The organism is Mycoplasma seminis, from assembly GCF_030718845.1.
GTDB classification, from domain to species: domain Bacteria; phylum Bacillota_I; class Bacilli_A; order Mycoplasmatales; family Metamycoplasmataceae; genus Mycoplasmopsis; species Mycoplasmopsis seminis.
Window position 1 is genome coordinate 149,338 of the sequence record NZ_CP132191.1, and the last position, 14,510, is coordinate 163,847.

14 protein-coding genes are annotated in these 14,510 nt (G+C 27.5%); 5 read left to right on the forward strand and 9 right to left on the reverse strand.

What is annotated here, in order from left to right:
- Positions 1 to 368: 368 nt before the first annotated feature.
- On the reverse strand, positions 369 to 971 hold the full coding sequence (locus Q8852_RS00760) for an IS30 family transposase (protein WP_369810271.1): 603 nt from the start codon (positions 969 to 971) through the stop codon (positions 369 to 371).
- Positions 863 to 1,699, reverse strand: a complete 837-nt coding sequence (locus Q8852_RS00765; RefSeq protein WP_305938105.1) for a hypothetical protein — start codon at positions 1,697 to 1,699, stop codon at positions 863 to 865. The genes Q8852_RS00760 and Q8852_RS00765 overlap by 109 nt, the downstream gene beginning before the upstream one ends.
- Positions 1,700 to 1,853: 154 nt before the next feature.
- Here Q8852_RS00765 and Q8852_RS00770 point away from each other — a divergent pair, with 154 nt between their 5' ends.
- Genes Q8852_RS00770 through Q8852_RS00780 form a run of 3 tightly spaced genes read left to right on the forward strand, consistent with a single transcriptional unit; the run spans position 1,854 to position 3,793 of the window.
- Positions 1,854 to 2,909, forward strand: coding sequence for a hypothetical protein (locus Q8852_RS00770; protein ID WP_305938106.1), 1,056 nt, complete (start codon positions 1,854 to 1,856; stop codon positions 2,907 to 2,909).
- A 33-nt stretch (positions 2,910 to 2,942) separates the two neighbouring features.
- Positions 2,943 to 3,320 (forward strand): hypothetical protein, encoded by a 378-nt coding sequence (locus Q8852_RS00775; RefSeq protein WP_305938107.1) that lies wholly within the window; start codon positions 2,943 to 2,945, stop codon positions 3,318 to 3,320.
- Between the two features lie 14 nt (positions 3,321 to 3,334).
- Positions 3,335 to 3,793, forward strand: coding sequence for a hypothetical protein (locus tag Q8852_RS00780; protein ID WP_305938108.1), 459 nt, complete (start codon positions 3,335 to 3,337; stop codon positions 3,791 to 3,793).
- Positions 3,794 to 3,860: 67 nt separating this feature from the next.
- Here the strand turns inward: Q8852_RS00780 and Q8852_RS00785 are convergent, their stop codons facing one another.
- The 7 genes from Q8852_RS00785 to argS form a co-directional block, all read right to left on the reverse strand.
- Positions 3,861 to 4,430: a hypothetical protein gene (locus Q8852_RS00785; protein WP_305938109.1), complete on the reverse strand. Its 570-nt coding sequence runs from the start codon at positions 4,428 to 4,430 to the stop codon at positions 3,861 to 3,863.
- A 307-nt stretch (positions 4,431 to 4,737) separates the two neighbouring features.
- Positions 4,738 to 5,955 (reverse strand): IS256 family transposase, encoded by a 1,218-nt coding sequence (locus Q8852_RS00790; RefSeq protein WP_305938110.1) that lies wholly within the window; start codon positions 5,953 to 5,955, stop codon positions 4,738 to 4,740.
- 112 nt (positions 5,956 to 6,067) lie between these two features.
- Positions 6,068 to 8,017 carry a DNA topoisomerase subunit B gene (locus Q8852_RS00795; protein WP_305938111.1) on the reverse strand — a complete coding sequence of 650 codons (1,950 nt, stop codon included), beginning with the start codon at positions 8,015 to 8,017 and terminating at the stop codon, positions 6,068 to 6,070.
- Positions 8,018 to 8,172: 155 nt separating this feature from the next.
- Entirely contained in the window at positions 8,173 to 9,396 is a 1,224-nt protein-coding gene (locus Q8852_RS00800; protein WP_305938112.1) for a thermonuclease family protein, read from the reverse strand.
- 35 nt (positions 9,397 to 9,431) lie between these two features.
- Entirely contained in the window at positions 9,432 to 10,298 is an 867-nt protein-coding gene (gene fba / locus Q8852_RS00805) for a class II fructose-1,6-bisphosphate aldolase (RefSeq protein ID WP_305938113.1), read from the reverse strand.
- A 10-nt stretch (positions 10,299 to 10,308) separates the two neighbouring features.
- Complete coding sequence (gene rpoE / locus Q8852_RS00810; protein WP_305938114.1) at positions 10,309 to 10,563, reverse strand: DNA-directed RNA polymerase subunit delta; 255 nt, start codon at positions 10,561 to 10,563, stop codon at positions 10,309 to 10,311.
- Between the two features lie 52 nt (positions 10,564 to 10,615).
- Positions 10,616 to 12,271: an arginine--tRNA ligase gene (gene argS, locus Q8852_RS00815; RefSeq protein ID WP_305938115.1), complete on the reverse strand. Its 1,656-nt coding sequence runs from the start codon at positions 12,269 to 12,271 to the stop codon at positions 10,616 to 10,618.
- 162 nt (positions 12,272 to 12,433) lie between these two features.
- Here argS and Q8852_RS00820 point away from each other — a divergent pair, with 162 nt between their 5' ends.
- Positions 12,434 to 13,663, forward strand: a complete 1,230-nt coding sequence (locus Q8852_RS00820; protein WP_305938116.1) for a class I tRNA ligase family protein — start codon at positions 12,434 to 12,436, stop codon at positions 13,661 to 13,663.
- A gap of 10 nt (positions 13,664 to 13,673) precedes the next feature.
- Positions 13,674 to 14,489, forward strand: a complete 816-nt coding sequence (gene rlmB / locus Q8852_RS00825; RefSeq protein ID WP_305938117.1) for a 23S rRNA (guanosine(2251)-2'-O)-methyltransferase RlmB — start codon at positions 13,674 to 13,676, stop codon at positions 14,487 to 14,489.
- Positions 14,490 to 14,510: the final 21 nt, after the last annotated feature.

The following is a 14,510-nucleotide window of genomic DNA, read 5'->3' on the forward strand; positions in this document are numbered from 1 at the left end:
AGAATTTTGCCTAAAAAAGCCTAAAAATTGAAATTTATAAATAACAAAATAAAATTCTTTATAATTTATTTATAAGTAGGTTGTTATGAAAGAATATAAGATTGATGAAAGAGATATTGCGACAATTTCCAAGCTTAAGATTAAGAAAAGAAAACCAACACAATATGTTTTATTAACGCTTTGAATATTAGGGTTAATAATTTCAACTGTTTTATTATTTAATGTTATTTTATATGTATTAATTAAAAAGTTGAACGTCCACCAAAGGGAAAAATTGAGTAGTTCCTCAATATTGCTGTAGAAATTTTACTAAATTTGCAAAAAGAGTATGCAAAAACACAGCCGGGGCTGGAAATGCGATATTTTTCTTAAATAAAACTATTGAAGAACTCTGAAGTTTTTAGTCTTATTTTTCTACCTGTTTTATCATCAATATACTCTCTATATTGGTCGTTTATTGCGATAAACATTTGAAAAATATATTCATCATTAACATATCTAGGAAACTTGCCTTTTGGTAAAAAGTTTCTGATTTTTTTATGAGCATTTTCTATGCTTCCTTTTTGTCATGAAGAATATGTATCGCACTTATAAATAACTGGTATTTGTTTAATTTCATTTAACTTTACATTTTCAGAACCATTATCAATGGTTAAAGATAATATTGTTAAATTATGATGGTTAATTAGTGTAATAAGCGCTTCTTTAACTGATTCAGCATCTCGCCGTGTTAAAATCCCAAATAGCATTCTTGTTTTTCTTTCGAGCAATGTTAAAATACATCATTTAGCTCTTAAATTAAGTATTACAGTGTCCATTTCATAATGACCAAACTCTTCTCTGTTTCTTATAGATAGCGGAGCTAAATGTATAGAAATTCCAAAATTAATCTTTGTTGATTGAGTTCCTTTTGGCTTTTTCTTTTTATTTTGCTGTTTATCTCAATGAGCTTTAGATATTCCTCTTTTGATTTAATAATAAAGATTGAAAAATCTATTTCATGTACATAATCACTATCCATAAAGTCATAAAAAGCCTGTGGTGTAGGGACAAAAGCATTTTTATCTTCCAATTGCTCTTTATAATAATCAAGAAATGTAGCAACAGATATAAGTGGTTCAAATTTCTTTTCATCAATAGAAATTTGTTGTCCTTTAGATAAAAGTTTTTTAACTCGTTTGTGTTGTTTACTTCAGTATTTTGAAAAGCGAACAATATCTTTTCATTTTAATAAGGTATTTTGCCTTAATTGTTCAACTGGATTTTTAATATTTTCTATTTTATATTTATATCACTCATGATGTGAAACTTTAAAAATAGTTGTTAATCTCTTTCCACAATTACTACAGAATTTATATGAGTTTTCTGCTTTAAGATTTAATGTGGCTAGTTTTAAATTTTGCTTCAAAATTTTATTTGATATATTCATTAATTTCGCAATTTCAGTAAGTGAATTTGCTGTTTCAAAATGTTTAAACATTATTGCGAGTTTTTCAATGTTAAAATTTGTGATTTTCTGTTCTCTGATGCTATTTATTTCTTTATGCATCTTGTTTATATTTTCATTATTTAATGAATCCATAATCACAAAATGATGGTATGCTTCTCTTTGTGTTTTTAATGCAACAGTCTTGTAAACTTGCTCCTCAATTTTTATACAAAAAATACTTTTTTTATTATATTTATTCTCGATTAACATATAATAAGTGTGGTTCCTTTCTTTTTGAAGCAATATTATTATAACAAGGAACTACAAAAAGCTGTTAACCCACTGTTTAGGTGGATTAGCAGCTTTTTAATTTATAGTTATTTTATATGTCTTAATAGGGAAAGAATTTCATAGCGGAATTGCTATGCTATTATCTATTTGATTTTTGCTTACTCTTGCTTTTATTTATTTAATCGCAAGAAGTATAGTTACAATAATTTTGCTGCATTTTAACAATAATTGAAGTGCTAAAAAGACTAAAAGATCTTTATATATTTATTATTTATTAACCTTAAAAATTAATGAAATAAAATACTTATGAGTTTATAGTAACTTTGATAAAACTACCATTTCAAGTATTAAATATCTTTGCAAGAAATTTGATTTAGTATTAGCATATGAATCAGCGATAGAATATAAGAACAAAAATAATAATGAGAAAATTAACCAAATAGTTTTAATTGTAAAAGACAGCAAAATTACTGCTGATAAATTAAAAAAGTATCCACAAATTCAAATAACTAATGTGCATAATAACTACATTGAATTTTTCTTGCTTAATAAAAAATATATTATTATCAATACACCTATACCACAGACATATATAGAAAAATATTCTGGTATTTTCTTAACTAGCGATGTTTGAAATTATATGTATTTTAAATCCCGTAATAATAATTATTTAGATAGCTTAAATACAACACTAAATATAGAAATTACTAGTGATAACTATATTGATTTTGTCACCTATAACAACCAGTGTGATATTAAAGAGATTTCTAATGTAGAAAAGGAAAATATTAAATACATAACACCTTATGTATATACGCAAATTTCACTTCCTAAAAATAGAATAAAAGCAAATGATGTAGAGGCTCATTTAATGAAGAAAGGAATTATAAATAATATTTCTTGATTAAGAATTCTTTATTATTCATATTGATTAATATTTAGTATTTTATGCATGATGCTTTTTATTGTTTTACTTGTTAACTTTTATGAAGAAATAATCTTGCTAGTTACATTTAGTATTTTGCTTTTGTTTTATTCTTGCTTAACTATTTATCTAATTGTTTTGGATATCATTTGTTTTAATATCTTTTTTAATTCGTTTAAATGCAGTGATAAGTTTTATTTATTGTATTTAAAATGAACATTACATTTTAAGTGAGCGAAGTTGTTTAAGTCTTATACACACTAATATATGAACAAAGTTCAAAAATAAAGGTTAGATATGAAAGAAAAAATATGCAATATCAATATAGAGGAAATTAGAGCACAAATTTTAAATAATAAGGGCTTAACAATTACTTTTTGTAATAACTATAATTTCCAAAAAGGCTATGCTGTAGGAATAAAAAATTACAAAACTATTTCTGTAGATTTCAAGAATATGACAAAAGATCAAGAAAATATAATATCTGATTCGATTTTAGAAATAGTTAATGAGTTTGATGAAAAAATAGGTGTTTGATATGATGAAAAAGATAAGAAATTGTACATTGATAAAATAAAAATCTATTATAATAAGAAGCACGCTTTAAAAATAGCTAAATCAAATAATCAAAAAGCTATTTGAGATTTCAAACACAAAAAAGAAATTTGAATTTAATATAAGGAGAAAATATGAAAACAAAAAACATTTTATTTGGATTGTTTCCATTTGCAGCAGTTGTAGCAACACCAATAATCGCAACTGCATGTAGTGCTAAAGAAGAAAAGAAACCCGCAGATGATTTAAAAAATCCACAAAATCCTACAGAAGGTGAAGGTGGTAAAACTAATAATAACCCAGGAACAGATAACCAAAAATCAAATCCAGAAGTTAAGAAAGAACAAACTACTACAAATGTAACACCTGCTACATTAGTTGCTGAATTCAAACAATTAACTAATGAATTAATGGATAAGATCAAGGAAGAACCTGAAAAAGCTGCAGAATTACAACAACAATTTCAAAGTAAATTCTTACAACTTGTTAATAAATCTAAAGATTTTACAGCTGAACAACAAGTTGAATTTCAAAAATTATTAAAAGAAATGGGTACAGGATTAGTAGCAGGGTTAATGCCTAAAATGGATTAAAAGAAAATTCCGGAGAATTAAGTTCTCTGGAATTTTATGTAAATTGTTTATAACTAATAAAATTTTATTAATTATTATGTTCTTCATTTGGGATAAGTTTCTTGACTTCACTTTCAAAAATCTTGAATTGTTTTTCTGGGAGATTGTGCATTTCATGATTAATTTCACGCATTTTATCTAGAACAAATTCATATTTTGATGGTGCGGGAACATCTCTATTTAATTCGTCATTATTATAAGGATAATCATGTCTGTTATTATCCTTTCTTAAATCATCTGAAACTTTTGATAATTCAGCATACATTTTTGCTATTTCTTTAATTTTTTCAGTTGTAAAGTTACTGTTAATAAAGTTTGTGAGTAATTTTCTTGTTTCTGCTTGATATGATTCAAACTCGCTTAATGATAATCTTAATTTATTATCTATTCTTCCTCTTGGACCATAATATCCATCACTTGCGTATTTCTTTGTATCAACATCTCTGTCAAGAACTACATATAATGAATCTTTATAGGCTTCTAATTCGTCTTTTGCTAATGATGATGTGTCGTGCTTACTACAAGAAATTGCTGCGACAGGAAGTAAAGAAACTGTTGCTAATGGTGTTAAAGTATAAAATAATTTTTTGAATTTCATATTGTCTCCAATAAATGTTTATAACTATTTTTTTATCTTATAGGGTGTTTTTTTGCAGTGTGGAAATGTACCACACTTTTATTATATATATATATATATATATATATATCAATTATTTTTTAAAAACGTCTAAGCCTAAAATTTAGGAGCGGATAAAAGATTTGAATTTTTTATGAACCCAAAATTTTATGTTTTTAGCTAACTTTTAATTTTTGTTGCTAAAAGTGATTATAGACCGAATTGTGTGTCTGAAGCTCGTTTTTTCCAAACGAATTACATAAATTATAATACAATTTAATTGCGTGTTTTAATAAATACGCTTGTCAGCTCAATTTTTGGTGATTCTGAAGCTGGCTAAAATAACAAACACTTCAAGCGTTCTCACACTTGCGTGGGAACGTTTTTCTTTTATATATCTTTTGAGAGCTGAGTTGAATCCTTCGCTTATGTTATTGGTTCAGATATGAATCCTTAATTCTTTAGGTAATTCTAAAAACCTTAAAATATCATCTAATGAATTTTCAATAATTCTAATAGCTTTAGGAAATCTTGAATTATATTTTTGTTTTAATTTTGAAAAGTTTAAATCTGCTTCTTCTCTTGTGTTTGAAATAACAACAGCTTTAAAGTCTGCGCAAAATTCTTTTCTTTGTTTTTGAGGAACAGTTTTAACTGCATTACGAAGTTTATGAATTGCACATTTTTGCAATTTACTTGTTGGAAATAATTCGTTTAATATTTCGTTTCCAGAGAATTCATCTGAAACAATTACATCCGGATCAGATAATCCTCTATCTATTAAGTTTTGAAGAAAGTCTTCTCAATTTTTCTTGCTTTCTTGTCCTTTTACTTCTAATAGTAAAAGCTCTTTGTAATTATCTTCTGTGATGCCGATTGCTGTGTATACTGCTACCTTATAGCTCTTTTTGACAAAAGCATCTTTATTTTCAATATCATCAAAGCTTTCAACAATTTCACCTGTGCTTGGGTTATATCATTTCATTGCATCATGATATGAAGCATCAATAAATAATGCTTTATATTTCTTGGTGATTTGGAATTTAAAAGCATTCTTAACTTTTTCATTTATTTTCTTTTTAATTCTAGTTATTAAAGAATGACCGATTTTAATACCAGTTCAAAATTCTACAGCTGCGATTACAGATTCATATGAAATAAACATTGATAAAAGAACAGCAATCATTGATTCAAATGATTCCTCGCATTTTTTATATTTCTCTAAGACCTTTGGTCAGAATTGACCATTTCTAACTTTAGGTACTTTTATGTTTAATTTACCATTCATTGTGTATTTTGTAACAGTTCTTGTACCGTTTCTTTTTATTTTGCTATCAGGTAAAGAAATCTTTGTTTCTTGAATATATAAGTCAGCCTCTTGTGATAAATGATCGTTTATCATCTCTTCAAGAGTAGTATTATCTAATCCTAAAATTTGATGTATGTTTCTCATTTGTCTACCTTCTTCTGTTAAATCTTTAAAAATAAAACTATTTGATTTAATCATAACAAAAAACTCCTTCCATTTTTGGAACGAGTCTTCTAGACACCTAATTTAGTCTGTAATCCTAAAAGTTGATAAAAAAAACTTATAGCTTAAGCTATAAGAATTTAATTTATTATAAATCGATATTTTTAACATATTTAGCATTGGTTTGAATGAATTCACGTCTAGGTTCAACACGTTCACCCATAAGTGTTTCAAATACTTGATCTGCTTTATATGCGTCTTCGATTTGAACTTGTAACATTTTTCTGTTTTCAGGATCCATTGTAGTTTCTCATAATTGCTCAGGATCCATTTCTCCAAGCCCTTTGTAACGTTGAATAGTAATTTTAGTATTAGGATTTAAATCTGAAAGAATAGTATCTTTTTGTGCATCATTGAATGCATAAGCAACAAATTTGTTTTGTTGAATTTTATAAAGCGGAGGTTGAGCAATGTAAATAAATCCGTGCTCAATTAAAGGTTTGAAATATCTATAGAAGAAGGTAAGAAGCAATGTTCTAATGTGAGCTCCATCGACATCGGCGTCCGTCATAATAACAATTTTGTGATATCTTAATTTATTAATGTTAAAGTTATCTCCAAGACCAGTACCTAGTGCTGTAATAAGAGAAAGAATTTCTTCATTTGCAAGAACTTTTTCTTGACGTGATTTTTCAACATTAATAATTTTCCCTCTAAGTGGTAAAATTGCTTGAGTTTTTCTATCTCTACCCATTTTTGCACTACCACCAGCTGAGTTCCCTTCGACTATATAAAGTTCAGAAATTTCAGCATTTTTAGAAGTACAGTCTGAAAGTTTTCCAGGTAATCCACCACTTTCAAAAACATTCTTTCTTCTAGCGTTTTCTCTAGCAGCATTTGAAGCAAGTCTTCCTTTTCTTGCTGTAGTTGCTATTTCAAGAATCTTTTTAGCTAAGTCTGGATTTTCATTTAAGAAACGTTCTAAGATAGGACTAAATACTTTATTAACAGCTTGACGTGCATCTTTAGAACCAAGTTTTCCTTTAGTTTGTCCTTCAAATTCAGGGTCTGGGTGTTTAATAGAAATAACAGCAGTAACACCTTCAAGTAAGTCATCACGTGTGAATTTTTCAGCATCAGTTTTAATGATTCCGTGTTCAATACCATAGTTGTTAATAAGTCTCATTAAAGCATCATAGAATCCTGAAACGTGTGAACCACCTTCATGAGTTGAAATGTTGTTAGTATATGAAATAATGTTTCCTCTGTATAAATCTGAAAGGTATTGCATAGCAACTTCAACACCAATAATAACATCTTCATCTTTATTATTTTTAGTTGTGTATTCACCTTCAGCATAAATAACAGGAGTTACAGGTTTATAACCTTCGTTTAATTCATTTACATAGTCAATGATACCGTTATCATATTGGAATTCAGCTTGTGTATTATCTCTAAGGTCAGTAACTGAAACATATAATCCTTTGTTAAGGTGTGCGATTTGTTTAGCATGGTCAATGATAAGTTCTTTATCAAAAGGAAGTTCTTCCATTACTAAATAATCAGGGTGGAATTGAATTTTTGTTCCAGTTTCTTCTGGATTACAGCTATCAATAATGTGAGTTGATTGAATTGTTTTTCCACCATTAGCAAATTCAGCAAAATAAACATTTCCATTTCTTTTAACTCAAGCTTTAAATGAATCACTAAGTGCATTAACAACTGAAGCACCAACCCCATGAAGTCCACCAGAAACTTTATAAGCATTTGATTCAAATTTTCCACCAGCATTAAGTTTAGTTAATACAACTTCAAGAGCTGAAATTTTGAATCTTTCATGAGTATCAACTGGGATACCACGACCGTTATCTTCAACAATAATTGAGTTATCTGGATTAATTGTAATATCAATTCGAGAAGCAAATCCAGCCATACATTCGTCAACTGAGTTATCTACGATTTCTCAAACAAGGTGGTGAAGTCCTGTCTTAGAAGTTGAACCAATATACATACCAGGTCTTTTTCTAACGTGTTCTAAACCTTCAAGGAACTGAATGTTACTTGCATTATAGTTATTATTTTTTTGTTGTTCAGACATTTATATCTCCTAATTCTAATAAATATTTATATTTATTAGAATTATATAAGATTTTAGGCATTTTTGTTGCTTTTTGTCATTTGAGAGAAATATACTTTTAGTACTATGACATAGACATAAAAGTGAAATAAAAAAGTAAATAGCATTGCTATTTACTAAACATGAAACACATCATCAATGTTTTCTTTTCAAATTCCTCTTTTTTCTGCTTTAGCTTCGTTTTCAACTTTAATAAGGTATTTAAGATAATGCCTTTCTAAATCAGTTTCTGTGTAGAAATTACCTTTTGGATTTGTGTCTTGAATATAGTGTTTTCAAGCAAATCCATCTCTGACTTGTTGGATACCAAATTCATCTGCTAAGTTTTCGCTTGAATCTGGGTAAAAGAAAGTTATTCATCTTTTATAAATATCTTCAGTAGTTTTATGTAAATAAAATACATAACATTCATTTTGAATAATTTTATGTAAGTTTTCTCCAGCTAATTGTGCATAAAAGTCTTCTTTAGGTCTGAGCTTTTTATCTTTTGAGGGTATATTTTTTTTGGTTTCAGGAGTATCTACACCTCTAAAACGGAAGCCAACATATCCTAAATTATCTTCTTTAACTAAAGGCATAATTTCGTTTGAAATTTCTTTTTTAGATGTGTTTACAAATAAGTTATAAACAGTATCACCATCAGCAACTCTACCGCCTTTATATTGATTTAAAACTGCATAATTTTTAGGTAAATGAGTTTGCATAAAGTCTAAATATTTTTCTAAAACATTTCTATATGAATTTTTTAATGTTTCAGGAGTTTCTCAATTAAATTGGTAAAGTTTTGCTTCTTTGTCTTTATTTAAATATTTAATTAAGTTTTGATATTCTTGTTTGTTGCTGTTATCTTTTAGATCATGACTTATTATGAAATTTGATTTTTCGATCATTTTATTATATGAATGATTTAATAAATTCCATGCTGAAGTTATATTTTGATCAAAATCATCTTGATTTGAAAACATTTTGCTTAAGTAATTGATTTTATTATCAATAGTATTAACTATTTGTTTATTTAAAGCAGTAATTTCTTTGTTTTCTAAACTCTTAAGTGTTTGAACATTTTTATCTAAATATGCTTTTAACCCAGAATCATTAGCGACATTTGATAATGGTAAAGCATTATTTCTAATATTTTGAATTGCTAAGTCAGTTAATGATTTCATTGTTGATCTAGGCGCTGGAACAGGTTCAGGTTTTGGCTTTGGAACAGGTGCGGGTTTAGGATCTGGTTTTTCTTTTTCTGAGTTGTTACATGATACAGATAAAGCTGTAGTTGATATTAAAGCTAGAGGTGCTATTGTACCAAGTAATATTCTTGTTATTTTATTTGTTTTCATAATTTAATTCTATCACTTTTGCAAAATAAAAAAGGCTAGGCCTTTTCATTTGAACCGAATTCAAGTATTTTATCTTTTACAACTTGACACATAGCTTCATAACCTGGTTTATAAAGCTTTCTTGGGTCATAATTTTTACCTTCAAGATCTTTATTTGTAATTATAAAATCTCTAATTGCTTGATGATTTGCAAGTTGTAATTCAGTATTAACATTAATTTTTGTAACACCTAAAGCAATTGCTTGTTTAATTTGATCTGCTGGAATTCCGCTTCCACCATGAAGCACAATACCTAGTCCTGTTTCTTCTGATAATTCTTTTAAAACGTCAAAGTTAAGTCCTTTTCAGTTTTCTGGATAAATCCCATGAATATTCCCAATCCCTGCAGCAAGCACTGTAATACCTTGTTTTGCAAGTGAAACAGCTTGAGATACATCAGCTATTTCTCCTTCTCCAATTACTCCATCTTCTTCACCACCAATTGAACCTACTTCAGCTTCAACTGACATATTTCTAGCACTAGCTAGGAAAACAAGTTCTTGAGTATATTCTTTATTTTTTGAGAAAGGTAAACTTGAACCATCAAACATAATAGATGTAAAGGCTTCTGATTTAATAGCATCTAAACATCCATCAAATGTTCCGTGATCTAAGTGAAGCGCAACTGGAACTGAAATTTTAAAATCTTTAATCATTCCTAGTACCATACCAGAAACGGTATTAAATCCACCCATGTATTTAAGAGCTCCTTCAGAAACTCCTAAAATAACTGGTGATTTCATTTCTTCACATGTTAATAAAATTGCTTTAGTTCATTCTAAATTATTAATATTAAAATGAGGAACTGCATATTTACCTTTTTTTGCTCTTTTGAGCATATCTTTAGCATTTACTAGAGCCATAATTACCTACTTAGATGTTTTTAGCTTGTCATTTTTCATTAGCTGTTCTTTGGAATCTTTTATCTACTGTTAAAAGACGGTGTAATTCACCCATTTTTGATTCTCTAACTTTTTCGTATGGTTTTCTTTCACTAACGAATCTTTCTTCTCAGTCAGATTTTAATTCAGCTTCAACTTCATTGAAAATTTCAAAGAAGTCAAATTCAGCTGTTGGGTCTTGATTTACTTTATTAATTGCTATTTCAAGCATTGTTCTATTAGACATAATTTCTCCTTAAATTAGAAAGTTATTTTTATTATACTGTATTTTAGTCTTTTTACATTGATTTAGGAGCTGAAACTCCGATTAAATTAAGACCTAATTGAAGTATTATTTGTGTTGCATGCACTAAGTAAGCATAAGTGCTTTCATCTTGATGATTTAATAATTTAGTTTCAGCATAAAAGCTGTTGAATATTTTTGCAAGATTAATTAAATATTGAGTCATTAAATTTACTTTAGTTGTTGAAATAATAGTTTTAATTAATTCATCAAAGTTATCTAATTCAACAATAAGTTTTTTAGCTTTATCAGTAAAGATGATATCTTGATTAAATGTTTCACGTTTTAATTTATTAAGTAATGAAATTGCACGAGAGTGAGCGTATTGCACTATAAACACTGGATTTTTAGCATCTTGTGAGTTAGCTAAATCGATATCAAAATCAAATTTATTATTAATTTCTCTAGTAAGCATGGTAAATCTAATTGCATCAGTACTTGATACATCCATTAAATCAGCTAGTGTTACACTAGTTCCAGCTCTTTTAGACATTTTAAATTCTTGTCCATCTTTAATTAAACGAACTAATTGAATAGTTAAGATATCTAAGTTATCTGGATTATATCCTAAATATTGCACTGCAATTTTCATTCTTTGAATATAACCTGAGTGGTCTGCTCCAAAAATGTTGATTAATTTATCACATTTAGAGAATTTTAATTGGTGATAAGCAATATCGGGTAAAAAGTAAGTGTAATCTCCATTTGATTTCACAAGTACCCGATCTTTATCATCGCCTAAAGCTTGAGTTTTTAAGAATAAAGCCCCATCTTGTAAATAAGTATTAGGTTTTAATGTTTCAAGTGTTTTTTCAATGTATCCAGCTTGCTTGATAGCTTTTTCACTAGAAAATGTATCAAAGTAAACATTAAATTGAGCTAAATCTTCTTTAATTTTTTCAAGCATAATATTTGTTGCAATATTAGCTAACTTAGATCTTTTTGTTTCATCTAAAGTAATGAATTCATCCCCATAAGCTGATTTAATTTTTTCAGCAGCTCAAATAATATCTTGCCCTCTGTAGCATTCTTCAGGCATTGGATGATTAATTCCAAAAAGTTCACAATATCTAACTCAAATAGAATCTGTTAAAACATTAATTTGATTTCCAGCATCATTAATGTAGTATTCAGCTTCAACATCATATCCAGCATGTCTAAGCACTCTAACAAGTGCATCTCCAAAAGCAGCGCCTCTAGCATGACCTACATGTAAAAATCCTGTTGGGTTAGCTGAAACAAATTCAACATTAAGCTTTTCATTTTCAATGTAAGCTCCACCAAATCTATCATTTTGACTAATAACATTATCAATTACATTTAAAAATGATTTATCAGAAAGAATAATGTTCATAAATCCAGGTTTAGCTACATCAATTTGTTTAAATAAATCATTTTGCATTAATAAATTAGTAAGTTTTTCAGCAACTAAGATTGGATTTTTTTCAACACAGTGTTGTTTAATGATAAAAGCAACGTTTGTTGAAAAATCATATTGAACTTGTGCTGCGTTTAAGTTTTCTGGAACATTAGGTTGTGAAATATTAAAGTTTAAATTTTCAAGATTTAAATCAGAAGATAAATAATTCTCATTTTGCAATTGTTTAAGCGCAGTTAAAATTGCATTTTTAATCTGTTGTTTTAATGACATTTTGCTCCTTAATTTTAGGAATTTAATTAATTTTTATAATTATATAAAATTATATTTTTTATAAAGTTAAATTATGATTTTTATATTCCTATATTCTAGCTTTTTAACACTAAATCAAAAATTTAAATATATTATAATTTACATAATTAAGAAGGAGACAAAATGACAAAGATATATGTATGTGGTCCAACAGTTTATAATGATGTGCATATTGGTAATTTGCGCCCAATTATAACAATGGATTTAATTCTTAAAGCTTACCGTGCTTTAGGTAAAGAATTTGCTTTTGTGCATAATATTACAGACATTGATGACAAAATTATTAATAAGGCAATTGAAACTAATCAAACTGAAGCGCAAGTTTCATCTTATTATGCTGAAAAATATTTAGAAATTTTAAAACAATTTAATGTTGATACTATTACGCATTTAGAATATGTAACTCAAAATATGGATTTAATTATTAAATTTATTTCGGATTTAATTTCTATAGGAGCAGCATACCAAGATAAAGATGGTAATGTTTGATTTGATGTAGTTAAATACAAAAACAACTATGGTGTAGTATCAAACCAAAATATTGATAATATGATGTCACAAGAAAGTGAATTTAGTGCAAATAAAAAATCACCTTATGATTTTGCTTTATGAAAGAAAACTTCAGTTGGAATTCAATATGATTCACCATTTGCTGCAGGCCGTCCAGGGTGACATACTGAATGTGCAGTATTAATTTATAAACATTTCCAAAACAATGGTGTAGATATTCATGGAGGTGGAATGGATTTAACATTCCCACACCATGAAAATGAAAATATCCAATTTTATGCTTTAAGCGGAAATAACATTGCACAAAAATGACTTAGAACAGGTCAAATTAATCTGAATGGAATTAAAATGTCTAAATCATTACAAAATGTTTTACTTCCAAAAGATTTCTTAACTAAATTTTCACCAGATGTTTTAAAAACAATCTTTATTCAAAATGCATTTACAAGTGAAATTAATATTGATGATGCAACAATGGAATCGGTTAATGCTTTCTTAAATAAAATTAAGAAGATTTATTTCTTAGCAGCTATCGAAAATGTCAACTTACAAGACTATGACACTGAATTATTTGAAAAAATAATGAATACTTTAGTTGATATTAAGTTTTCAGATTTTAATAAAGAAGTTAATACTTTAATTAAAGAAATTAATAAAACTAAAGAACCTAAAATGATAGCAAGCTTAATTAAAATCTTTGATTCACTTGGATTTGAATTCAGTAAGTTTGATTATAAAAAATATCTTGATGTTTATAAAGAATGAAAACAACTTCTTAATGATAAAAATTACACTCAAGCTGATAAACTCAGAGCTGAGTTAATTGAAAATAATTTAATATAAGGATAAAATAATGAACAATTATAATAATAAAAGAAATAAGTCTTTTAAACCTACAAGCAAGAGTTATAAGACTGAAAATAAACCAAGTTTCGTAAAAGATAAAGAGCCAGTAAAAGTTTCTAATGAAGTTATGATTTGAGGAAAAAACTCAGTAATGGATGCTTTACAAAGTAATTTAAACTTTTCTAAATTACTAGTTGCAGAAGGTAATAAAAATTTAGAATTACCTACACCAAAGAGTTTGAATATTCAATATCTTGCTAAAGAAGAATTAGATAAACTTTCTTCTAATGCAAATCACCAAGGTTATATTTTAATAGTTAAAAGTGTTAACTACTCAGATATTAGCTTTTTAGTTAAAAGAAAACCTGAATTAGTTTTAGCTTTAGATCATATTGTTGATCCACAAAATTTAGGAGCAATAATTCGTACAGCTAATGCAGCAGGAATTAAAGATATTATTATTCCAAAAGATAATGCAGCAGATGTTAATTCAGTAGCTTTAAAAGTTGCTTCAGGTGGATTTGTGGGAATGAATTTTTATAAAGTGTCTTCTTTAAGTGCGACATTAAGCAAGCTAAAAAATAATTCTTATTGAGTTTACTCAACAACTTTATCTCCTGATTCAGTTGATTATACAAAAGTATCATATGCAACCCCAACTGTTATAGTAATGGGTAATGAAGGTAGCGGAATTTCTAAGAGTGTTGTTTCTGTTAGTGACCAACTTATTCACATAAATCAATATGGAAGTGTGCAATCTCTTAATGTTTCAGTAGCAACAGGAATTGTATTATTTGGAGTATTAAATTCTAAATTGAAATAAATTTTCAATTTAGTAAAATTA